The 24,224-nt window shown below is 36.4% G+C and carries 23 protein-coding genes; 18 read left to right on the forward strand and 5 right to left on the reverse strand.

Translation table 11 applies throughout. The annotated features are described in order from the left end of the window. Positions 1 to 25 precede the first annotated feature (25 nt). Positions 26 to 1,072: an FUSC family protein gene (locus tag KI338_RS02630; protein WP_212919408.1), complete on the forward strand. Its 1,047-nt coding sequence runs from the start codon at positions 26 to 28 to the stop codon at positions 1,070 to 1,072. A 73-nt stretch (positions 1,073 to 1,145) separates the two neighbouring features. On the opposite strand, the gene KI338_RS02635 is transcribed toward KI338_RS02630, so the two are convergent. Then, positions 1,146 to 1,484, reverse strand: a complete 339-nt coding sequence (locus tag KI338_RS02635) for a DUF4363 family protein (protein ID WP_212919409.1) — start codon at positions 1,482 to 1,484, stop codon at positions 1,146 to 1,148. A 93-nt stretch (positions 1,485 to 1,577) separates the two neighbouring features. Between KI338_RS02635 and KI338_RS02640 the strand changes: the two genes are divergently transcribed. After that, positions 1,578 to 2,438 (forward strand): DUF421 domain-containing protein, encoded by an 861-nt coding sequence (locus KI338_RS02640; protein ID WP_212919410.1) that lies wholly within the window; start codon positions 1,578 to 1,580, stop codon positions 2,436 to 2,438. Positions 2,439 to 2,729: 291 nt separating this feature from the next. After that, positions 2,730 to 3,977, forward strand: coding sequence for an EAL and HDOD domain-containing protein (locus tag KI338_RS02645; RefSeq protein WP_212919411.1), 1,248 nt, complete (start codon positions 2,730 to 2,732; stop codon positions 3,975 to 3,977). Between the two features lie 251 nt (positions 3,978 to 4,228). Here KI338_RS02645 and KI338_RS02650 read toward each other — a convergent pair whose 3' ends face one another. Together KI338_RS02650 and KI338_RS02655 are read right to left on the reverse strand one after the other, a co-directional pair. Then, positions 4,229 to 4,429 carry a hypothetical protein gene (locus KI338_RS02650; protein ID WP_212920069.1) on the reverse strand — a complete coding sequence of 67 codons (201 nt, stop codon included), beginning with the start codon at positions 4,427 to 4,429 and terminating at the stop codon, positions 4,229 to 4,231. Positions 4,430 to 4,631: 202 nt separating this feature from the next. After that, the gene (locus tag KI338_RS02655; protein WP_212919412.1) at positions 4,632 to 6,215 is read right to left on the reverse strand and encodes a peptide chain release factor 3; all 1,584 of its coding nucleotides are present in this window, start codon (positions 6,213 to 6,215) and stop codon (positions 4,632 to 4,634) included. Positions 6,216 to 6,568: 353 nt separating this feature from the next. On the opposite strand from KI338_RS02655, the gene KI338_RS02660 reads away from it, so the two are divergent. From KI338_RS02660 to KI338_RS02720, 13 genes are all read left to right on the forward strand, one after another. After that, complete coding sequence (locus KI338_RS02660; RefSeq protein WP_212919413.1) at positions 6,569 to 7,474, forward strand: hydroxymethylglutaryl-CoA lyase; 906 nt, start codon at positions 6,569 to 6,571, stop codon at positions 7,472 to 7,474. 226 nt (positions 7,475 to 7,700) lie between these two features. Next, positions 7,701 to 8,243: a helix-turn-helix domain-containing protein gene (locus KI338_RS02665; RefSeq protein ID WP_280530724.1), complete on the forward strand. Its 543-nt coding sequence runs from the start codon at positions 7,701 to 7,703 to the stop codon at positions 8,241 to 8,243. A gap of 526 nt (positions 8,244 to 8,769) precedes the next feature. After that, positions 8,770 to 10,059: an L-lactate MFS transporter gene (locus tag KI338_RS02670; protein ID WP_212919414.1), complete on the forward strand. Its 1,290-nt coding sequence runs from the start codon at positions 8,770 to 8,772 to the stop codon at positions 10,057 to 10,059. A gap of 85 nt (positions 10,060 to 10,144) precedes the next feature. Beyond that, entirely contained in the window at positions 10,145 to 12,496 is a 2,352-nt protein-coding gene (locus KI338_RS02675) for an FdhF/YdeP family oxidoreductase (RefSeq protein WP_212919415.1), read from the forward strand. Between the two features lie 12 nt (positions 12,497 to 12,508). Further along, positions 12,509 to 13,312: a formate dehydrogenase accessory sulfurtransferase FdhD gene (fdhD, locus tag KI338_RS02680; RefSeq protein ID WP_212919416.1), complete on the forward strand. Its 804-nt coding sequence runs from the start codon at positions 12,509 to 12,511 to the stop codon at positions 13,310 to 13,312. 94 nt (positions 13,313 to 13,406) lie between these two features. Beyond that, a complete protein-coding gene (gene moaA / locus KI338_RS02685) occupies positions 13,407 to 14,414 on the forward strand; it encodes a GTP 3',8-cyclase MoaA (protein ID WP_212919417.1) in 1,008 nt (335 codons plus the stop codon). Between the two features lie 24 nt (positions 14,415 to 14,438). After that, on the forward strand, positions 14,439 to 15,449 hold the full coding sequence (locus tag KI338_RS02690) for a MoeB/ThiF family adenylyltransferase (RefSeq protein ID WP_212919418.1): 1,011 nt from the start codon (positions 14,439 to 14,441) through the stop codon (positions 15,447 to 15,449). 7 nt (positions 15,450 to 15,456) lie between these two features. Continuing rightward, entirely contained in the window at positions 15,457 to 16,773 is a 1,317-nt protein-coding gene (locus KI338_RS02695; RefSeq protein ID WP_280530725.1) for a molybdopterin molybdotransferase MoeA, read from the forward strand. Then, positions 16,766 to 17,233, forward strand: a complete 468-nt coding sequence (locus KI338_RS02700; protein WP_212919420.1) for a molybdenum cofactor biosynthesis protein MoaE — start codon at positions 16,766 to 16,768, stop codon at positions 17,231 to 17,233. Before KI338_RS02695 ends, KI338_RS02700 begins: the two co-directional genes overlap by 8 nt. Positions 17,234 to 17,240: 7 nt before the next feature. Next, on the forward strand, positions 17,241 to 17,474 hold the full coding sequence (moaD, locus tag KI338_RS02705; RefSeq protein ID WP_212919421.1) for a molybdopterin converting factor subunit 1: 234 nt from the start codon (positions 17,241 to 17,243) through the stop codon (positions 17,472 to 17,474). A 1-nt stretch (position 17,475) separates the two neighbouring features. After that, positions 17,476 to 17,970: a molybdopterin-guanine dinucleotide biosynthesis protein B gene (mobB, locus tag KI338_RS02710; protein WP_212919422.1), complete on the forward strand. Its 495-nt coding sequence runs from the start codon at positions 17,476 to 17,478 to the stop codon at positions 17,968 to 17,970. Then, complete coding sequence (mobA, locus tag KI338_RS02715) at positions 17,970 to 18,551, forward strand: molybdenum cofactor guanylyltransferase (protein ID WP_212919423.1); 582 nt, start codon at positions 17,970 to 17,972, stop codon at positions 18,549 to 18,551. Before mobB ends, mobA begins: the two co-directional genes overlap by 1 nt. 24 nt (positions 18,552 to 18,575) lie before the next feature. Further along, on the forward strand, positions 18,576 to 19,091 hold the full coding sequence (locus KI338_RS02720) for a MogA/MoaB family molybdenum cofactor biosynthesis protein (protein ID WP_212919424.1): 516 nt from the start codon (positions 18,576 to 18,578) through the stop codon (positions 19,089 to 19,091). 234 nt (positions 19,092 to 19,325) lie between these two features. On the opposite strand, the gene moaC is transcribed toward KI338_RS02720, so the two are convergent. Then, entirely contained in the window at positions 19,326 to 19,805 is a 480-nt protein-coding gene (gene moaC / locus KI338_RS02725) for a cyclic pyranopterin monophosphate synthase MoaC (protein ID WP_212920031.1), read from the reverse strand. An 84-nt stretch (positions 19,806 to 19,889) separates the two neighbouring features. Then, positions 19,890 to 20,483: a DNA-3-methyladenine glycosylase gene (locus KI338_RS02730; protein ID WP_373306323.1), complete on the reverse strand. Its 594-nt coding sequence runs from the start codon at positions 20,481 to 20,483 to the stop codon at positions 19,890 to 19,892. Positions 20,484 to 20,602: 119 nt separating this feature from the next. Here KI338_RS02730 and KI338_RS02735 point away from each other — a divergent pair, with 119 nt between their 5' ends. Together KI338_RS02735 and KI338_RS02740 are read left to right on the forward strand one after the other, a co-directional pair. Then, the gene (locus tag KI338_RS02735; RefSeq protein WP_212919425.1) at positions 20,603 to 21,394 is read left to right on the forward strand and encodes a phosphotransferase family protein; all 792 of its coding nucleotides are present in this window, start codon (positions 20,603 to 20,605) and stop codon (positions 21,392 to 21,394) included. An 88-nt stretch (positions 21,395 to 21,482) separates the two neighbouring features. Further along, complete coding sequence (locus KI338_RS02740; protein ID WP_212919426.1) at positions 21,483 to 24,218, forward strand: UPF0182 family membrane protein; 2,736 nt, start codon at positions 21,483 to 21,485, stop codon at positions 24,216 to 24,218. Positions 24,219 to 24,224: the final 6 nt, after the last annotated feature.

Here is a 24,224-nt window from a genome sequence, read left to right on the forward strand (position 1 = left end):
ATTATAAGTACTTGAGGTGCAAAAAATGGAGTTCAATATTGGCCCAAGAATGGTCAAGACAGGTCTTGCTGTAGCGCTAACATTATTAGTAACGGATTTGTTAAACCTAGATTTAGAAATTGTGGCGGCAATAGCAGCAGTGCTGGCAATGCAACCATCTATTATGCGATCCTATACCTATATAAAAGAAGTAGTTATATCCAATAGTATCGGTATCACCTTTGCATTGGCTGGCTATTTTTTACTTGGGAATCATCCACTATCTGTAGGGGCAATTGTCATCATTTCCATCGCAATTAATATCCGACTAGGACTAAATAAGACTGTTAGCTTAACTGTTTTAACCATTATTACTATGATGCTTAGCGGTGATCATGGAATTAATTATCTGTATATAATAGAACGCTTATCACTCGTTGCTATAGGTGTTTTGGCAGCATTCATAATTAATGCATTGATAATGCCACCAGACCATAAAAAAATACTATTTAATATGATTAAAAATACGCTTGATCGAACTAATTTCTTGTTGCGTGTGGTTTCCAATAAAACGTTAAGCATTCCACAAATGCGAGCTGAAGACCGAGAGATTGAAAAACGTATTAGTGAAGCAAAAAATTATTATGAAATTATTTCGGATGAACGAAATCGTTTATTTATCCGTAATCGATGGAATTTCTTTCGTAACATTATTATATATAAGCATATGATTCAAGTGCTTAGTAAAAAACACACATTGATTAGACAGTTGGAAAAGAACATTAACGAGATTGACATGTTACCAGGTAATAAATCATATTTAATTAAAAAGTTGGTTTTGGAAATAAATACGTATAGTGAAAATATTATCCTGTTATATGAAAATAAAGTCATATTAGATAAGGACCTTCAAAAAGAGACGAAAGCGGCGATGCAAGTAACTATAAATAATTTAATTGAAGAATTACAAGGTGCCGAATTCTCAAAGTGGGCTACCGTTTTTCCTATCTCTAATAGTATTATTGAGTTATTTTTTGAATTGAATAAGTTAGAACGTTTTGTTCGATTTAGGGATGGTAAAGAAAAATCTTAACAACAACAAAACTATCGCATCAAAAGAACCAATTAGATGATTACCATGAATCTAATTGGTTCTTTTAAATGAGTCACATAGAATAAATTTGCTCCAGATAGGCTTTTATGTTGGCGAGTTCTATTAGAGCTTGTGTAGAATCATGCTGATTTATGGCTGCTTCTAGTCTCAATAAACTTTCATGCACCCCCTCATATTCATTTTCATCGCCAATCAGCTGTAGCTTCCATGTATTGTCCTTATAATGACTGTTAAATTCTTTCCATTGTTTTTTAGAAATCTCCCACTCTTCTTCTTTAATTGATTTTTCCATTGCGGTAATTCGATCGAAAAAAGGCTGCCCAGCAATGGGATCATTACAAGCAGTAATGCATAAGAGTAGGCTACATAAAATAAAAATCCTTTTGAGCATAGTTACCCTCCGTTTTTCGTATGTTATTTCTAGATTGTCCAATACTAACAAATGTTTACACACTTTTGGGGTATTTAGTAGGGGGTAAAACGTATGCCAGAATATTTAATTACTATCATTCGATCTATAATTGCTTTTATACTTCTTCTAGTTATGGCGAGAATTATGGGAAAGAAGCAAGTATCCCAGCTTACCTTTTTTGATTATTGTGTGGGAATAACTATTGGGTCTATCGCTGCAAGTATGGCTGTAGACCAAAACATAAAAATAACGAATGGATTAGTATCCTTGGTTATATGGGGCATCATCCCAATTATAATTGGAATGTTAGGATTGAAGTCACCTGTAATCATGCGAATAACAGACGGTAAGTCAGATGTTGTCATTGAAAATGGTAAAATTTTAGAAAAAAACCTTAAAAAAAATCAATTGGCGGTTAGAGAATTAATGGTAATGCTACGAGAAAAAAACATTTTCAATATTGCAGATGTTGAGATGGCCGTTTTTGAAACAAATGGGCAATTAAGTGTTTTAAAAAAATCAGAAGAACTACCAATTACTCCACGTACATTAGGGACAATAGTCGAAAGGGATCACGGCCCTACAATTGTTATCTCTGATGGCAAAGTTATGGAAAAAAGTCTACAAAAACTAGGGTATACAAAAGAATGGCTATTAGGTGAAATCCAAGCTCAAGGAGCTGAAGATTTTGAGGATGTATTCCTATCACAAGTGGATTCAATGGGAAATGTTTATGTAGACCTCTATTCAGATGATCTCAAGCTAGAAGTAGTTAAGCCACGTCCCTTAGTAGCGTCTACGTTAAAAAAACTGCAGGCAGATTTGGAAAGCTTTTCTCTACAAACAGAAAATCAAGAAGCAAAGCAAATGTATGAGAAACAAGCACAAAACTTACAAAATGTTATAGATAATATTTCACCTTATTTAAAATAATTCATTCAAGTAATTGCGAAGAAAAATTTGACCTTAGGAGGATAATCAATGAAAAAGTAAAAAGGAAAAACTATAAATTTAAGAAATAGAGAGGTAGAGAAATTGCGGATACAGATTGCTAGCAATAGACCACATTGTAATTAAATGAAAGTTTTATTTGGTTAATCCAAAGCTATTCCCATTAGTTATGAATTGTTTGTAGTAAAAAATGAAAATTTTATCGAATTTCGTCTTTATTTGTAATTTTTGTGGTATTATTTTACTTACCAAAGGAAATTTTGAGGTGGTATTGTGGAAGTTTTTGTTGCTAGACAACCAATATTAACCAAAAATCAAGAAATATATGGATATGAACTTTTGTATCGAAATAATAACCACGTTAATAAATATTCCCATACTGACAGCGATGTTGCTACCTCAGAAGTGATTAACAGTATACTGCAAATTGGGGTCGAAGATTTATCTGAGGGGAAACCGTTTTTTATTAACTTCACGGAAAATTTATTAACTGGCACATTACCATCCTTCCTTAAACCAGAGCTGATGGTGGTTGAAGTATTAGAGACTGTAAAACCGACTAAAGAAGTTATTGAAAGTTGTAAATTGTTAAAAGCGCAGGGCTATAAAATTGCACTTGATGACTTTGAATGGAATGATAGTCATCAAAATTTTCAACAGCTAATAAGCTTAGTAGACATAATAAAAATTGATATTCAAAAAACAAGTCGTTTAGAACAGTTAAAAATCATGAAGCGGTTAAATAATCATAATGTTATATTTTTAGCTGAAAAAGTAGAGACTATCGAAGAATATAAACAGTGTTTAAAGGATGGATATACATATTTTCAAGGGTATTATTTTAGTAAACCAACCATCCTTTCGTCGCGTGATATTCCATTATTAAATCATAATTTATATATGATAGTATCAGAGTTATCTAAGGATGAACCAGAAATTGAAAGAATAACTAAAATAATTGAATCGGATGTATCCTTATCTTATAAGCTACTTAGGCTGCTTAATTCGCCTGCTATCGGACTATTAAATAAGATTAAATCTATTAAACAGGCAATTGTTTTACTTGGACTTATAGAATTGAAAAAATGGGTATATGTGCTATCATTTCAAGATCACCTGGAAAAATCCGAGCAAATTATGCTTGAAATCATTAAACTTAGCTTAACTAGAGCGAAAGCAAATGAACTGGTATCGATGAACATTGGTAGGAGGAGTGAAAGCTCAAGCTTTTTCTTAACAGGTTTACTTTCATTAGTGGAGACGATATTCAAACAACCAAAGGAGCAAATATTAGAGAAGTTACCTTTAGACCAAGAAATTCTAGCTACTATAGGTGGGCAAGAGACATCCCTTACTCCAATTACTAACTTGGTTTGTGCAGCAGAAAAAGGGAAATGGGAGGAAATGGGTAGCTTATTACAGGAATTAGACTTAAGAATAGAAAAATTCAACGACCTATATCAGCAAGCAATCAAATGGGCGAGAGATGTAATGGATGGTTCTGATTTAGGCTATAAATGAATGATAAAGAGGCTGGGACAAAAGAATTTATTTGAAAATAAAAATCGAACAATTCATATAGTTACAGCGTAAACTCGCTTCGGAAATATACTTCGCGTTCCGCGGGCGGCTGGTGAGCCTCCTCGTGCTACGCACTCCGGGGTCTCACCGATGCCTCTCCTCCCGCAGGAGTCTACGTATATTTCCGAAGCTAATTTGGCCATTGTTCGTTTTTAGAATAAATCTCTTTGTTATGTCCCAGCCTCTTTATTTTATGATGGTAAAGTATCATGCTTCCAAAATGTTTCATTCCCACTATCAGGACAGGCTGGAAAGGTATCATCCTTCCTTAGCTTGGTGCGCTTACCGGATTGACAAATATATGAACCCGAAACTGGCACACCTTGTCCGGTACGATATTCACGATATTCATTGTTATCCATCATAACACCTCCAACTGTATTATCTCTCAAAACTACCTCCTTCATCCGAAAACCAATACCACCAACATGTTTACATATATTTACAGAATGAAACAGATAATATACTTGGAATTCGTATAAGGTAGTATTCTATAGGGACTAAAAAAACAGTATGTTATTTTTGAAAGGTATTTTAATATCAATTTAACCAAAACAAAAAAATGGAGCAATAATTTAAGCTCCATTTTTTTGATTAGATTTGACCATAGGAGTTAACCTCAAATAAATCAATTAACTCGATGTGCTTATGATTATCCTTAAACCAATTTAAAGCAAATTCATTCCGAAATAGCACTAAATAATTATCGTCGCGATCACGAACTAATATATTCCTATCATCAAATAGAGATTCTTTGACTTGTTCTGTTTTTAGCCAACGTGGTATGCGTTCCCCAATTGTTTCAAATAATACTTCTACATTGTACTCATTTTCCATACGATATTTGAATACTTCGAACTGAAGCTCTCCAACAGCACCCAAAATATACGATTCTGTACGTTTATCTTTATATAATTGAATCGCTCCTTCTTGGACTAATTGATCAATTCCCTTTTTAAATTGCTTCGATTTCATAACATTTTTTGCCATTACTTTTTTAAAGATTTCTGGTGGAAACTTTGGTAACTCATCAAATTCGAAATCTGCTTTTCCTTCTAAAAGCGTATCACCTATTTGATAAACATTTGGGTCATAAATGCCAATTATGTCTCCAGCGTATGCCTCATCAATTGTATCTCTAGAGGAAGCAACAATTTGTTGTGATTGGGAAAGTTTAAATATTTTTTTAGTTCGTGATAGTTTAACACTCATCCCACGCTCAAACTTCCCAGAGCACACCCTAACAAATGCAATTCTGTCTCGGTGAGCTGGATTCATATTCGCCTGAATCTTAAATATAAACCCTGAGAATTCTTCTGACTCGGGAGCTACTATTCCTTCAGTTGTTTTCCGTGGTTTCGGAGATGGTGCAAAGTTGATAAATGTATCGAAAAAGTCATGGACACCAAATGGAGCTAATGCACTTCCAAAGAATACTGGTGTTTGCTCACCGTTTAGAACAGCATCTAAAGAAAATTGATCGCCAGCCTCATCAAGTAGCTCAAGTTCGTCCTTGGCTGCTTTAAATTCTGATTTGGAAACCAAGTTTTCATAAGCAGATGTATTTAAGCTCGTATAAGGAATATGGGTCTCTTCTTCATTCCCATTGAATTTAATAAATTGCTCTTTATGTCGGTCAAAAATACCTAAAAAACGTTTTCCCATACCAGCTGGCCAATTCATTGGATATGTTTCTATTTCTAGTACCTGTTCAATTTCCTCCAATAATTCAAGAGGTTCTTTCCCTTCACGGTCGAGCTTATTAATAAATGTAAAAATAGGAATTCCTCTCATTCGGCACACCTTAAATAGTTTTATAGTCTGAGCCTCAATACCTTTTACAGAATCAATTATCATAACTACACTATCAACAGCGGTTAAAGTACGGTAAGTGTCTTCACTAAAATCTTCATGTCCAGGGGTATCCAAGATATTGACCTGAAAATCCTTATAAGGAAAATTCATCACACTGGAGGTTACTGATATACCACGTTGCTTTTCAATTTCCATCCAATCGGAAGTTGCAAACTTCCCTGATTTTTTCCCCTTAACTGTCCCAGCAGTGCGGATTAAGTTTCCATATAGTAATAATTTTTCTGTTAAAGTTGTTTTCCCAGCATCTGGGTGGGAGATAATTGCAAATGTTTTTCGTTTAGCAACTTCTTCTTTTATTGTCATAGATGATTCCCTTTCCAAATTAAAGTCCAAAAATAAATTTACTAGTTGTTAGCTGTTTGGCCAGCATAATAAGATAAATTTGTTTTTTACTTTTCCATATTACTATATTCGGGTAAGGATTGCACAGGTTACAAAACCAATACGTAGTTAAGAAATATTTTCATTGTTGACAGGGAAGCAACACTTCGTTAAACTATATTCAACAAAGTTGAATGTAACGATACTAAATTGAATTGACGTTTAAGAAAACCGTTCAATATTACAAGCATATTATATAATAGAACTTTTTCACAATGATAACGTAAGCGCATTCAATAGGCTTCTCAAATAATGGCCTTACAGGAGGGAAGATCATGGAGAATAGACCAGATTTTGTTCAGCTAAAGGAAGTTGGACCACGTGATGGATTACAAAATGAGAAGAAATTCATTTCAACAGAAGATAAAGTAGCCTGGATTGATATGCTCTCAAATACTGGTGTAACGGAAATTGAATATTCGTCCTTCGTTAATCCCAAATGGATTCCTGCCCTAGCGGATGCCAAAGAGGTTGGAAAACGTATTAAACGAAATCCAAGTGTACGATACTCTGCTCTTGTACCTAATATGAAGGGACTTGAAAATGCAATCGAAGCCGGGATAGATCGTGCGTCAGTTTTTATGTCAGCAAGTGAGACCCATAATATGAAAAATATTAACAAGACAATTGATCAGACATTTCCGGTACTTAAAGAGGTTATTGTCGCTGCAAAAGAAGAAGGGAAGAAAGTAACCGGCTATGTTTCAACCGTTTTTGATTGTCCATATGAAGGAAGCATTTCTCCAGAACAGGTTATTCGAGTCTTTGACCGGCTAATAGAAGATGGGGTTGATGATATCTCCTTAGGTGATACAATTGGGTCAGCGGTTCCATCACAGGTTGAAAGCTTACTTGATGAGATTTTAAAACGTTTTCCTAAAGATAAAATCATTTTACATTTTCACGATACAAGAGGTATGGCGATAGCTAATATTATGACATCGCTTAACTATGGAATTACAAGGTTTGATACAGCGATTGGCGGTTTAGGTGGTTGCCCTTATGCACCCGGAGCAGCAGGGAATGTGGCTACAAATGATGTACTTTATTTACTGCATGGGTTAGGAATTAAAACAGGTATCCAGGATAAAAAGATTCAGGAAGCCTCTATATTTATTCAAAACAAACTCGGTAAAAAACTTCCTAGCCGTTCGTTAGCCTTTATGGAAGGTTCAGCTTAAAAATGAAACAACTCGAGCAAGTGTGATTCTTTTGGATCACACTTTTTTTGTTCTATAAGCATCGTCTAGAATCTTACAAGGCAAATCAAAAATTGGCTATAAATAATAGTAAATACTTAATCAATATCTATGCTAATCTTGACCATTATCTAATCAATAATTTATTATTAAAGGAACATAACAGGATTATCATAGAGGGGAGAGGACTATCATCAATTTAGATAGTATAGGAACTAAGATAAAAGAAGTGCGACTAAGAAAAAAACTCACCCAGCAACAGGTTGCAGACGCCTCTGGAATATCCAAGAGCATGCTGTCTAAAATTGAGAATGGACAAACTGCTTCAGCAATCGCGACATTATCGAAAATCAGTGAAACACTAGAGGTTTCTCTCTCATGGTTACTAGATGAACGAGAAGAGCAGGATTTAGTTCTTTTAACACGGGATAATAGGAGAGCGAGAATTGGTGATGAGAACATGGGTTATTCCTATGAATTATTGGCGAACCGTTCCCAACTATCTCGATTTGAACCGACAATCGTACACGTTACACCAAAAAACTTAAATTTACGTGAGGAATCTTATACGCATTCACAGGATGAATTTATATACATTTTAGAGGGATCGATTTATTTATTTTATGATGGAAAAAAATATTTTATGGAAAAGGGCGATAGTGCCTGTTTCCAAGGTTCGAAGCCACATTTATTTATACCTGTAGATGATAAAGAGGCACAGGTACTAACCTTTTTTATGGACAATATTTAATTCTTGATTTCTATTAGAAAATAACAGCATCTAAACGTAATTACAATTGATAGTCAAAAATAGTACAGTGAGAAAATGCACCCAAAAGTTAGAGTAAAATATCTAAGTCTTAGGGGCCATAATTACTGTGCTATTTTTAATTGCAGCAGTATTATTACTTTTTCGCTGACAATTAAAACAGTACAACATCTATAAAAAGATAATCTTTTTAGGTTCAAATACGTATGCAATCATTTTGCCATTAAAAATCTATTTCGTTGTACACATCGATACACAAGATTTTCACTTTAAAAATTATTTAGTTATTGAAATGTAACCGTTTTCATGTTACGATAACTATCAGAATTTATAGAATATAGGGATTTAAATGTAAAAAATTACCTGCGATTCTGAAATTCTACATAATAGCTTCTATTGATTTTTTCCATCTCTGTATAAACATAAAATCACATTCCTTACTTTCGTTGGTCCCTCTCTAGGATATTCTAGAGGACTTACAATATATTTGATTTAAAGGAGGATTTTTATGGAGAAGGTTAAAAATAGGTGGCTAATTGCTACATCAGCCCTTGGTGTCCACCTATCCATTGGATCTGCGTATGCATGGAGTGTGTTTACGAATCCAATGATTGACAAATACGGGTGGAGTCAGACACAGGTATCTACCGCATTTAGTATTGCTATTTTCTTCCTAGGGTTTTCAGCTGCGTTCATGGGGAGGTTTGTAGAAAAAAACGGGCCCAAAAAGTCTAGTATGCTAGCAGCATTGTTTTTTGGGATAGGAGTTGCTGGATCTGGTATAGCAACATTATTGGAATCATTAGTTTTATTATATTTATTTTACGGAATTATTGGTGGAATGGGACTAGGTATCGGTTACATATCACCAGTTTCAACGTTAGTTAAGTGGTTCCCAGATCGGCGGGGATTAGCAACAGGACTTGCCATTATGGGGTTTGGCTTTGCAGCCATGATTAGTGGACCTGCAATTGAGGGATTAATAGGTGTTGTTGGGATATCGAATACATTTTTCATTCTTGGTACTATTTATTTCTTAGTAATGACTGTATCCGCACAATATTTAGCTCCACCACCTGAAGGTTGGACTCCAAAAGGCTTTGTGGAGAAGCAAGAAGCAGGTAAAACAAGGATAAAGATTAGACCAGATTTGTCGCAGCTTACCGCAAACGAAGCTATAAAGACAAGACGCTTTTGGATGTTATGGTTTATGTTGTTTATCAATGTAACCTGCGGAATCGCTATACTAGCGGTTGCCTCACCAATGGCTCAGGAGATTACTGGTATGTCTGCTATCGCCGCAGCCGCCATGGTTGGCGTATTAGGAATGTTTAATGGCGGTGGTAGAATTGGCTGGGCTACCATTAGTGATTATATCGGTCGTCCAAATGTTTATACTACCTTCTTTATTATTCAAGTAATTGCATTTGCAATATTACCTTTTGCATCGAACCCATTTTTATTTCAAATTTTATTATTTGCAATTTTAACATGCTATGGTGGGGGATTTGCTTCTGTTCCAGCATATATAGGAGATCTGTTCGGAACAAAGCAGCTTGGTGCAATCCATGGTTATATCCTTACCGCATGGGCCATGGCCGGGGTAGTTGGACCAATATTATTATCATTAATCTATGATAATACAGGAAGCTACACGTTAACGATGACAATTTTTACTGTTATGTTCGTAATCGCTTTGGGACTATCTGTATGGATACGAGCTGATATCAGACGATTAAGAGGACAACAGGAACAAAAATTAACAACACAGCATGCAACAGCAGCAACAAAAGAATAACTTTTAAAAATAATAGGGGTGGACTTATCAGAAGGTGAGTCAGCCCCTTATGGTTATTTTTATTCTGAACAAGGAGGGTTTAAGATTGGGAAATACAAAGCATACAGGTCCAATTAAAATACCAAAAAAACCAGATTCAAAATTATGGGTTAGTAAGGTTCCATTTGGTTTAGGGAAGGTTAAACCTCATCATATTAGGGATACAATGAAGGTCGTTTGGGAAAATAAAGATAATTTACCTTATGCCACTCGTATTTTAACACAGGGAGTGTGTGATGGCTGTGCACTTGGAGTTTCTGGGCTTAGGGATCAAACGTTAACTGGTCCTCATTTGTGTACAACCCGACTTAATGTACTTCGTCTAAATACGATGGGGCCAATCAAGGATAGCATATTATTCTCAGATATAGATGAACTTCGAAAATTGGATAGTACGGAATTACGTAAACTTGGTAGAATACCATTTCCGTTATTACGTAAACCGGGGGACCGTAAATTTACGCGAATTTCTTGGGATGAAGCATTGGATACTATAGCAGATAAAATGAAAATGATTCAACCAAAGCAAGCTGCCTTTTATACTACGTCTCGTGGTATCACAAATGAAGTGTATTACACATTAGCAAAGGTATCTCGATTTCTTGGTGTGAATAATATTGATAATGCATCACGTATTTGTCACTCTCCTTCTAAAACGGCTTTAAGTCGTTCGATTGGTGTTGGTGCATCTACTTGTAACTATAAGGATTGGATTGGCACAGATGTACTTGTTTTTTGGGGTTCGGTAGCTGCTAACAATCAACCTGTATCTACGAAATACATGTATGCTGCTAAACGAAAAGGAACCAAAATAATCGTTATTAATCCGTATCATGAACCAGCCATGGATAAGTATTGGATTCCGTCCATAGCAGAATCGGCTTTATTTGGCACGAAGATTGCTGATGATTTTTATCAAGTTAATATTGGTGGAGACATAGCCTTTATGCATGGCGTAATGAAGCATTGGTTTGAAATGGAAGAAAATACCCCAGGTTCTGCACTCAATCATGAATTTATCCGTGAGCATGTTAATGGAATAGAAGAATTAAAGGAAAAGGTCATGGCATATGAATGGGAGCAACTGGAAAAGTCTTCAGGGATCACAAAGGCTCGAATGCGAGAATTAGCAGAGCTTCTAGCAAATTCAAAGTCTGCAGTTTTTGTATGGTCAATGGGATTAACACAGCATCGCTTTGGCACCGATAATATATCACAAGTAGCAAATCTGGCTTTACTTAGAGGCTTTCTTGGTAGAGAACATTGTGGCTTAATGCCGATTCGTGGACATTCAGGGGTTCAAGGCTCAGGAGAGATGGGAGCAGATCCGTTTTCACTACCAGGCGGTGGCCTTGATAAAGAAAGTCGAGAGCGCGTGGAAGAAATTTGGGGCTTTAAAATACCAGAATGGCAAGGGGATATCGTTGGAGTATCTTTAGAGAACGCACTTCTTCCGGATGAACATGAACGAAAACTTAAACTCTATTATATGTCTGGTGGTAATTTCCTAGAAACAATGCCAGATCCAGATTTTGTAAAAGAAAGTCTAGAAAATATCGATATTCGGGTACATCAAGATATTATACTAAATACATCAACACTATTAGATGCAAAGCAAGCTGTTATCATTCTTCCGGCAATGACTCGTTATGAGCAGCCTGGTGGTGGTACGTCAACCTCTACAGAGAGGATGGTATATTTTTCACCTGAAATTAAAGGTCCGAGAATTGAAGAGGCAAGATCAGAATGGGAAATATATGTAGATTTAGCGAAAAGAGTAAAGCCTGAAGAAAAGGAATTAATCGATTTCAAGGATACTCATGAGATTCGTGAAGAAATTGCGAAAGCAGCACCTAATTATGATGGTATACAACATTTGAAAAATAGAGGAGATTTGTTCCAATGGGGTGGGGCGTGGCTTTGTGAGGATGGAATTTGTCCGACACCAGATGGAAAAGGAAATCTCATTACTGTAGAAATACCAGAGCTGCGGAAACCTGAAGTACATTTCTATGTAACGACTAGACGTGGAAAGCAGTTCAATTCAATGATATATGGAGAAAAGGATCCGTTTAATGCTGCAGATCGTTATGATGTGCTTCTCAATGAAGATGATGGTAATGGTTTAGGCATTCAAGAAGGAGATGCCATCGTCGTTTTTAACCAATATGGTACGTTTACAGGTAGAGCGAAATTTGTGCCTGTGAAACCTGGGAATATTGAGGTCCATTGGCCAGAAGGAAATTCATTAATACCTAAGGGTGTATACGAGGACTATGCGGGAATCCCTGAATATAATACAGCAGTAATTGTTGAAAAGGCAGAAACGTATTATGCCCACAAGGATACGAAATATGTAGAAAAGCGAGTAGAAGAGCTTGAATTGGAGCCACATTAAAGGATGAGCGTAATGGGTGATGGAAAACAGGATAAGTGGGAATTTATTCGATTTAACGGAAATGAGCCGGTTCAGGTTGCAGAGGAAATAGTTCGTGAGTTTCCTCTCACCATTTTCTTGAATGGTGAAGAGTTTGCAACCATGGTTTGTTCACCAAACCATTTAGAGGAATTAGTTATAGGCTTTCTTGCTTCAGAGGGAATTATACGGTTATATGAAGAAATAAAAGACCTAAAATTGGATGCTGAACGAGGATTTGCTTATGTAGAGCTTTATCGTGAAGTTGACGTATCATTAGCGGAGCATTCCAAACGATTTATCGGATCCTGTTGTGGGAAAAGTAGACAATTTTATTTTAAGAGTGATGTAAAAACTGCTAAAACAATAACAAGCAAAATAACGATATCTGCAGAACAGTGCTATAATCTAATGAAAGAATTATTGATTCGCTCTGATCAATTTAGAAGGACAGGTGGTGTGCATAATGCGGCACTTGCAACTTCTGAAGGATTGTTAGAGGTAAGAAGTGATATTGGTAGGCATAATGCATTGGATAAGGTGTATGGCACTATTTTACAACAAAAAATCCCCTTAAAGGATAAGTTAATTGTCTTTAGTGGTCGAATTTCTTCAGAGGTTTTATTAAAAATATCGAAAATAGGTGTAGGAATCTTACTTTCTAAATCGGCTCCAACAGATTTGGCGTTAAGCCTGGCAAATGATTTAGGAATAACAGCAATCGGATTTGCTAGAGAAAATAAAATGAATGTCTATACACATCCAAATCGAATACGAGAAGCAGGAATCAAGTCTTGAAAAAATGAATTATTAATACATAGAGCTGTATTCAGTAATGGTATACAGCTCTGTGCCATCGATTAAAAGAAAGTTTTAGAAGGGCGGTTCAGTCATGAAAATCACGGATAAGTTTGGTCGTCCCTTACAGGATTTACGAATTTCAGTTACAGATCGCTGTAACTTTCGCTGTACATATTGTATGCCGAAGGAAATTTTTGGAAAAAACTATCCTTTTTTACCTAAAAGCGATTTGCTTACATTTGAAGAGATTGAGAGACTGGCAAAATTGTTTGTTAGATTAGGCGTTAAAAAAATTCGTTTAACTGGTGGAGAACCACTTTTAAGAAGGAATTTACCAGATTTAATAGCTAGATTATCGGCTATAGAAGGCCTAGAAGATATCGGACTTACAACGAATGCAACTCTATTAGAAAAAATGGCTATAGATTTGAAGGCTGCTGGCCTAAAGCGAATTAATGTTAGTTTAGATGCGCTAGACAATGAATTATTTCAGAGGATTAATGATAGTGGTATTCGTACGGAACACGTCTTAAGAGGGATAGATAAGGCAATGGAGGCTGGGCTAGAGGTAAAAGTTAATATGGTTGTGAAAAAAGGTATGAATGAGCATGAAATTATTCCAATGGCTCGTTTTTTTAAGGAAAAGGGAATAACACTACGTTTTATAGAGTTCATGGATGTTGGGAAAACAAATGGTTGGGATTTTAGTAAGGTTATAGCTAAAAAAGAGATTTACCATTTGTTAAACCAGCATTTTGAATTAGAAGCAATTGACCCAGCATATCTCGGAGAAGTAGCGAAGCGATATCGTTATGTAGGGACTAGTACCGAGGTTGGGTTTATTACATCTGTATCAGAATCATTTTGTTCAACCTGTACAAGAGCAAGAATAGCTGCAGATGGCAAGCTTTATACATGCCTATTTGCAGCAAAGGGATTTGATTTTAGAGAGCTTCTACGGTCAGGAAAGACTGATAAGGAAATAGAGGAAAATATTATCGGCATATGGAATAGTCGTGGAGACCGTTACTCCGATGAACGTACGGAAGCAACAGTAAAAAATAAAGATCGGATTGAAATGTCTTATATTGGTGGTTAGTTTTTTAAGGATAGAGGGAAGAAAATGAAGAATCGTTATTCACGACAAATTTTATATACGTATGTGGGGGAGAAGGGGCAGGAAAAAATAGGGGGAAAACATGTTTTAGTCCTTGGTTGTGGTGCGCTTGGAACTGCTAATTCTGAATCCCTTGTTCGAGGGGGGATCGGTAAGTTAACGGTTATTGACCGGGATTATGTGGAGGAAAGTAATTTACAAAGACAACAGCTCTTCACAGAAGAAGATTGTATCAATGAGTTACCAAAGGCTGTTGTAGCTAAGAAGCATTTACAACAAATCAATTCTACGGTCGATATCCGTGCACATGTCATGGATGCTACAGCTGCCAACTTACCTCCACTATTACAAGACGTAGATTTAGTGATTGATGCTACAGATAACTTTGATATTCGATTTCTAATGAATGACTTAATTCACCAATATCAGGTTCCATGGATTGTTGGTTCTTGTGTCGGTAGCACGGGAATGAGTTTTACAATATTACCTGGAGAAACCCCATGTTTGCGTTGTTTATTAGATGCGACTCCAATTTCCGGTGCAACCTGTGATTCAGTTGGAATAATTGCTCCTGCTGTTCAAATGGTTGTTGCCCATCAGCAAGCAGAAGCGCTTAAATTATTAGTAGAGGACTACTCTGCTTTACGATCTAATCTAGTAACCTTTGATTTATGGAATAATTTCTATCATTCTATTGATATAAAACGTGCGAAAAAGGGTTCTTGTCCTACTTGTGGAGAGTACCCAAGCTATCCAAGCTTAAACTATGAATCTCAGACTAAGATGGAAGTGCTTTGTGGAAGAAATACGGTGCAAGTACGGGCAAAAAGAAAGATATACCTCGATGAATTAGCCAATAGGCTTAGAAAGATAAGTGCTGTAAAGCAGAATGAATTTTTACTTTCCCTAACTTATCAAGGATATCGTGTTGTTATTTTTCAGGATGGAAGATTTCTAATTCACGGTACTGATTCTACAGACGTAGCGAGGAATATTTATTATCAATTGGTAGGATAAAGGGGGAATAAGATTGGTAGAAAGAAGAAGGCCAATTAAAGTGAATGAAGCCATTGAGCGAGTCATGCGCTTTAAAAGAACTGGCAGTACTCAATTCATAGAAATTGAAGATTCCTATGGGCATTTTCTTGGAGAAGATTTAATAGCTGACCATGATGTGCCTTTTTTTGACCGCTCGCCATATGATGGCTTTGCTGTTCGATCTAAGGATACTGCACATGCTTCAAGGGAGAATCCAATAAGCTTTGAAGTCATTGGTGAGATTGGTGCAGGAAGTGTCTTTGAAGGACCTATAGGAAATCAACAGGCTGTAAGAATTATGACAGGTGCACAGATTCCGGATAATTGTGATGCCGTAGTTATGCTTGAGCTAGCAAATGAATATGAAGCGGATGGAAAGGCAATGTTTGATTTAAAAAGAAGTCTGAAGCCTGGTGAGAATATTTCCTTTACAGGAGAGGATACAAAAAAAGGTACCGTGTTAGCGAAGAAAGGAACGTATATTAATCCAGGGATTATTGCGTTACTAGCAACATTTGGTTATAGGAAGGTTCCAATCAGTAATAGTCCTGTGATCGGGATTATTGCTACAGGTAGTGAGCTATTAGAAGTGGATGCTGAGCTTGAACCAGGAAAAATCCGTAATAGCAACGCCTATATGGTGTTAGCTCAAATTAAACGGGCTGGAGGGATCCCATACTATTTAGGACAGTTTAGTGATGATTTTGATACTTGTTATCAGCAGGTTCATGAAGCACTTGAAAAGGTTGATATTTTAATTACAACGGGCGGAGTTTCTGTTGGTGATTATGACTATCTGCCAGCAATTTATGATAAATTGGGTGCAAATGTGTTATTTAATAAAATAGCAATGCGTCCAGGTAGTGTAACAACAGTAGCTGAACTAGGCGGGAAACTTCTTTTTGGCTTATCTGGCAATCCCTCAGCATGCTATGTTGGCTTTGAGCTTTTCACAAGACCAATGATAAGAGCATTTTTACATAATAAAAAACCATTTTTAAAAAAGGAGTATGCAATATTAGGGGCTGATTTTAAAAAGCCAAACCCTTTTGATCGTTTTGTTCGCGGACACCTCACCTTTGAATATGGCAAATTAGTAGCTAATCCTGTAGGGCTGGATAAGTCTAATGTGGTGACTTCCTTGGGGCAAGCAGATATCTTCATTCAATTGCCAGGTGGAACTAGGGGTTATGAAAAAGGGATGGAGGTTGTAGTCCTCTTATTGGAGGATCAGGAAGGGACCATCTATGATGATTTTGCGAGTAAAGGATTGAAAGTAAGAGGGAGAATAAACCATGGATAAAAAGCTTTTTGAAATAGTGGAAGACCCAATTCAAATGGAAGAGGTAATTGAAAAGGTTACACGGAGAGAGGCTGGGGCGATTACCACCTTTCTAGGTACGGTTCGGGAATGGACAAATGGTAGAAAAACAATTTATTTAGAATACCAGGCTTATAAGCCGATGGCCATTAAAATGCTGGCACAAATAGGTGAAGAGGTGGAGGGAAAATGGAAAGATACGAAGATTGCTATTACGCATCGTATCGGCCATTTACATATTTCAGATATTGCTGTTGCTATTGCAGTCTCATCACCACATCGAAAAGCAGCATATGAAGCTAATGAATACGCGATTGAGAGAATTAAACAGATTGTTCCTATATGGAAAAAAGAGCACTGGGAGGATGGGGAAACATGGATTGGGGATCAATTAGAGAAGATTTCTTATCCAAATGGTTCGCCGAATATAGAGAGGGGATAGTAAGAGTATGATTACTGTATTATTATTTGCTGAGCTTCAAGAGGCTACTGGCAGGGAACGGATTGAGGTTGAAGTAAATGACATGAGTGTATCAGAATTAAAGGATTGGATGAAAAGAAAATACTCTTTGCCACAAATTGATCGTGTTATGACCGCTGTAAATGAGGAATATGCATTGCCAACAGATAGGGTAAAATCTGGTGATGTCGTTGCCTTTATTCCACCGGTAAGTGGTGGATAAGATGAACGTATTGCAGATTGTTGGGTATAAAAATAGTGGGAAAACAAGTCTATCAAATGCTATCATTTCTTATTTTGGTCAAAGAAATATACTGGTGGGTGCCTTGAAGCATCATGGTCATGGTGGAGTACCAATAGGGTTAGAAAATACAGACAGTGAACAGCACCGTTATTCCGGTGCTACCATTGCAGGAGTTGTAGGAGAGCATATATTTCAATTATCTCATCATACAAATTGGGATAAAGAGATTTTATTACTAATTTATAAACAGTTAGGAATAGAGCTGTTAGTGGTAGAGGGCTATAAACAGTGGCTTGATCCAAAAATTGTGATGGTTAGGAACGAATCAGACCTATCTATTTTGTCTGGATTAACCAATATTATCGCAATTTACGCACCTTTCCATTTAAAGCTACCGGTGGAATATCCAGTATTTCAGAATAAAAGTGAACTTGTTGAATGGCTCTTTATGAGGAATATAAAGGGGAAAATTTAATGAAAAAAGAGATGGTTGGTATCGTATTAGCAGGAGGACAATCGAGAAGATTTGGATCCCCTAAGGCATTTGCTGAAAGAAATGGAATTCCATTCTATTTCTATTCTATCCAAGCCATGGATGATCTTGTCGAATCGATAGTTTTAGTAACAAATGAAAGTCTATTTAAACAGTTTCGGAATGAAAAGCTTTCTGTAGAGTTGACAACAGATCATCAGGATTTTGCAGGACTCGGACCACTTGCTGGGATATATACAGCGATGGAAAAGGTTGAGGCAGAATGGTATTTAATTGCTCCGGTTGATGTACCTTTTATTGAAAAGAGAATTTTTTCCTTGCTTCTTCCTTATCGTAGTAATAATCCTGATGTCATTGCTCCAATTGCTGGTGATAGGCTGCAACCACTACTATCTATTTTCCGAGGAACGATGAAGGATAAAATTAAGGAACAACTTCTAAGAAAGGAATTATCCATAAAGCAGCTTTTCGATAAATGTACGGTTTCCTATGTAGAGATGAAGGATGATTTACTATTCACAAATATAAATAGTTTAGAAGAGTATAATTGCTTTCTTGAATAACAGAGAAGTGAGGTGGATTGGGACATGCTCAGTAGACATCGACAGCATGAAATAAAAGCCGTACAATGTGCAGTGATTACAATCAGTGATACAAGAACGAAGGAAACCGACGCGAGTGGAAGGGAAATTATCGATTTGCTTGAGGAAAACGGACATCAAGTAATGCAGTACACGATTATAAAGGATGAAAAAGAGGTAATACAGCAACTATTGAAATCTGCAACAACAAATAATAATGTAGAGGCAGTTATCATGAACGGCGGTACAGGTATTTCCAATCGAGATGTAACCATTGAGGCAATTCAACCACTTTTTTCAAAGGAAATTACTGGATTTGGTGAACTATTTCGGATGCTTAGCTACAACCTAGATATAGGATCAGCAAGTATGTTATCCCGTGCTATTGCAGGAGTTATCAACAATCGCATTGTTTTCTCGACACCCGGTTCTACGAAAGCAGTAAAATTAGCAATGGAAAAATTAATTATCCCGGAGCTTGGGCACGCAGTAAAAGAACTGAGAAAGGATAAGGTAGAGTAATAGAGGAGGCTCACATACTACCAATTATAGCTTTCTTGTTAGGCTTTGATTTACTAGAAAGGCTTTAGTCTACCAAAAAGCAGGGAAGAAATTACAATCATTTGAATGATAAAGTTATTACTTCTGTTTAGGTGGTGCAGTTGCTATTTGGTAGACTTAGGATAAAGATACGAAAAAGGAATGGTCTATTAGTTAGACTCAAATAGACCATATTTATTATAAGATCTATATCGTTTATTTTCGTTTGAAATCGCCACTTTTCCCTCCACTTTTCTCAAGCAGGAATGTAGATCCTATAGTCATGCTTTTATCAATGGCTTTACACATATCATAAACTGTTAAGGCTGCTACGGAAGCTGCCGTTAATGCTTCCATTTCGACTCCGGTGCTACTGACTGTTTTTACCTCTGTTAATATAATGAGTTCCATATTATCTTTGTCTGAGCTCTCCCATTCAAAGGATATATTTACCCCGCTTATTGGAATCGGATGGCACATAGGTATTAATGATGGCGTCTGTTTGGCTGCCATAATACCGGCAACCTGAGCTACGGACAGAACATCACCTTTTTTTATGTTTTGTAGTTTAATTGCTTCATATACTTCGGTTCCCATAAATATACTAGACCTTGCTTTCGCTACTCTAGTGCTTATTTTCTTTTCCGTAATATCCACCATCTTTGCTCGACCTTCTTCATTAAAATGCGTTAGCATCATATAACCTCCAATCGACTTTATAAATGATAGGGCTTTTTTTACTGACAAGAGATTGTACAAATTTTGCTACCTGTGAGGCGTTTACCTTGATACAAAAGGATTTCCAGAAATCCAAAATCGGTAGGGATAATCTCTTGCTTCACCAGAGTTATCAATTCCAATACGTTTGCCTTGTTCAATATGTAGTGGCTTTTTTCCTTTTGCTATAAATAGTGAAGAATTATAAAAGGTCTTTCCATAATCATCCATTGATATATGTAGTGCCTTAGTTAGCTTACCTGGCCCACTTGTTAAATTTTGAAGGCTTTTTACTGGGCGCCTTGTAAGCATTAAATCAATCCCAATAGAAGGCTCAATAGCTCGAATAAGAATTGCTTCCGGTATCCCTAATGGACCAGATACAACGTTGACCAATGTATGTGTATGCATCTGGTAGGTGTAGACATGCCCTGGTTCTTGAAACATAATCTCGGTACGTTTTGTTCTTCGATTTTGAAAACTATGTGCTGCTTGATCAACCGAGCCTAGGTACGCTTCTGTTTCGACAATCACACCTCCGGAAATTCCCTCGTCGGTTTCTTTCACTAATATACATCCCAATAATCTTTTAGCTAATTCAAGTGTAGGTCCTTCATAAAAACTTTGGGGTAGTGGGGTTAGTGTTAAATCCATCATCTTATTCCTTTCACTTTAGCTTAGCATAATCCTATCACTGATCACGTCATAATGAAAGTGCTTAAGAATAGTTCTGTGATAATATAGTAATATGAAAACGTATGGGAGGAGAGAAATAAGTGGCTCCAATTGAGAGAAATGAAATACCGCAGGAGATATTAGAATTTATTGGTGAAATAGTAGCATTTGATTTTCCAAAACAAGGCTGTACTTCTGATGTTGTTGTTTTAACGAATAAAGAAAAAAGCTTTGTCTTAAAACGTTCTAAGAATGAACAATTTAAAGCTTGGTTAATGAGGGAAAGTGACGTATTGGAAATTCTTTCAAAACATACGGATCTTACCCCGAAAATCTATATGACTATCTCCCGTTCAAAAGAAAATGAGGGCTGGATTTTGATGGAGTATATCCCTGGAGTAACTTTGCGGGAAGCACTTCAAGATTGCAGAAACGAAGATCAGAGACAGGAATTAATTTTTCAATTTGGACAAATCCTTCGTAAATTACATGACACCCCGTGCCCACCTAAACTAATCACCGATAATTTGTGGCTGGATAATATGTTAGAAGATGCGGCTTTCAATTTAAAGAACTATGAGGTTGATGGCTCTGAAAAATTACTTCAAGAGCTTCACCATAAACGTCCAAAAGATTACCAGCAAACACTTATTCACGGTGACTTTACGATAGACAATGTAATGGTTCATAATAGTGTAATCGTGAAGATTATCGATTGGAGTGGTGGAGCATATGGAGATCCTCGTTATGATGTGGCACTTGCGATTAGGAAAATACCAAAGGCATTTGAAAAAGAGGCGGATCGAGATACATTTTTTGCCGGTTATGGTGGGCGAATTATTGATGATAAGGTTTACCACTATTTTGCAGAAGGATTATATGAATTTTTCTAGTTGAAAAACTTGAAACTATTATGACTTTAGTACGTATTACTTGTTAGATTATTGCTTAAACATAATTGAAATAATAGGGGGAACAGCATTGGATTTTACAGTATTTAAAAATAAATCTGCTAAAGAACGAAAAAAGTTATCGAAAGGAAAATCAATAACACTATTAGTAATCGTTTTGTTATTGATTGTAGGGTTTTTATCGGTTGATTTCTTTACTGATCTCATATGGATGGACTCATTAGGATTTCGTAATGTATTTACAACCGTTCTTGGCAGCAAAGTATTACTTGCAGGTTTAGGATTTATTGTATTTATGATCCTTTCTGCCGTTACTTTTTTCTGGATTAGAAGTGCATACATTGGTCATTTAGGACATGAAAAGCTCCCACCAATGATGACTCATAAAAAAACAAGTAATGCAATTATTCTAGTATTAGCTGCCGTCATTGGATTAATAGGAAGTATCTTAGTACAAGAAATTGGCTGGGAGCCTTTATTAAAATTTATGAATCAAGCTTCCTTTGGCGTAGAGGATCCGTATTTTGGCATGGACATATCCTTTTATATGTTTACACTGCCTTTATTAAAAATAATGTTCAATTTGTTGTTAGGGTTAGCTGTTATATTCTTTTTAATTGAGGCAGGTTGCTACTCTGTATTTGGTATGTATCGAAAAAGTAAAAAATCCCAAATTCATATGGGGATTACGTTAGGGTTTGTAGGATTATTTTTGGCTGGTTTGCATATGCTGGCTCCGTACGAAACATTGCTTACGAATAAGGTTAATTTGTTTCAAGAAAGTGCGGTTTACGGACTAAGCTATACAGATAAACTGATTAACATTCCGACTTCCTATATATTAGCTGGTGTAGCAGTAATAGGAACTGTCTGGATGATTATTGCGATGAATCGCGGCAAGATTTTTTCCATGATACTCCCAATCGGTGTATATTTGGTACTAGTAGTGGCTGGACAGCTTGCAAGTGTTGTGGTACAAAGCTTTATCGTTTCTCCTAATGAATTTTCTAAGGAAGAGCCTTATTTAGCTCATAATTTAGAATATACGAAGGCTGCCTATAAATTAGCTAACATTAAAGAGCAGGAGCATCCAGCTAATGATAGCCTAAATGTTGAAATGGTTGAACGTAATCAAAAGACAATTGAAAATGTTCGTATTAATGATGTTCGTCCTTTAGAGGATGTCTATGATCAAACACAAACAATACGTCCTTATTATTCCTTTAATGATGTGGATATTGATCGTTATTGGGTAGATGGAAAGTATGAACAGGTTTTTATTAGTGCAAGGGAATTACGAACAGAAGACTTGTCTGATCAAGCAAAAACATGGGAAAACCAGAATTTACGCTATACCCATGGCTATGGAGTCGTGATGAGTCATGTAAATGAGGTGACCCCACAGGGACAGCCAAAATATATGCTAAATAATCTTCCACCACAAGGGGTGATGGAGATTACTAGACCACAGATATATTTTGGTGAGGAATCCTATGATGAAGTTATTGTAAAAAGTAAGAAGGATGAATTTGATTATCCACAGGGTGGAGATAATGCAACGTCACGCTTTGAAGCAGATAATGGTATTCCTATGACAGGACTAAATCGCTTGCTCTTTGCTATTAATACAGGGAATTTCCGTATGTTAGTCTCTGACCAGATTACGGAGGATAGCTTGCTACTTCAAACACGTAATATTGTTGAACGTGTAGAGCGGATTGCACCATTTTTCACTTACGATAGTGATCCGTATATCTTTGTAAGAGATGATGGGAGTCTGGCTTGGATAATGGATGCTTACCTAACGGAAGAACATTATCCATATGCTGAGCCGTATAAAAATGGTAAAAACTATATTCGAAATTCTGTGAAGGTAGTAATTGATGCATATACAGGAGAAGTGAACTTTTATGTGGTAGATCCGAGTGATCCATTACTACAAACCTATCAAAATATGTTTCCAGAATTATTTACAGTAGATATTCCTAAGGATGTACAGGCACATTTCCGTTATCCAGAGCATTTATTTAAAATACAAGCATCGAAGTATGGAACCTATCATATGTCTAATTTAGAGGTGTTCTATAATCGCGAGGATGTTTGGCATTTCCCAACAGAAAAATATTATAATAAAGATGTTGAAATGGAGCCTTACTTTGTGACGATGAAGCTTCCAGATTATGAAGAAGAGGAATTCATCATGATACAACCATTCACACCAAAAACTAGGCAGAATATGATTGCTTGGATGGGAGTCCGTAATGATGGGGAGCACTACGGAGAGATGCTTGTTTATCGATTCCCTAAGCAAAAGAATGTCTATGGACCGCAGCAAATCGAGAATCGAATTAATCAAGACAGTGTCATCTCCCAGCAATTGAACCTATGGTCTCAAGGAGGTTCAGAGGTTATTCGTGGAAACCTTTTAGCTATTCCAATTGAGGACACAATGCTGTATGTAGAGCCGATCTATATAGAATCATCTAATGAAACATCACTTCCAGAAGTGAAACAAGTAGTTGTAGCTTATGGTGACTATATAGTAATGGAAGAGAATTTCACGAAAGCGATGGAGAGAATTCTTCAAATTGTTGATCCTGAAAACAGTGTAGCTGAAGAAAAGGGTCAAACCAAACCAAATGAAAATGACAAAGAGGATGAACCTATTAAAGAAGCGGAAGGAATACTTCTTGAGGTATCAGACTTATTTGATCAATACCAAGATGCACTTTCCAAAGGTGAATGGACAAAAGCTGCTGATCTTATGACTCAAATTGAGAGCATATTACAAGAGCTAAAACAATAATTATAT

Source organism: Ornithinibacillus bavariensis (genome assembly GCF_018333235.1).
In the GTDB taxonomy this organism is placed as follows: Bacteria; Bacillota; Bacilli; order Bacillales; family Amphibacillaceae; genus Ornithinibacillus; species Ornithinibacillus bavariensis.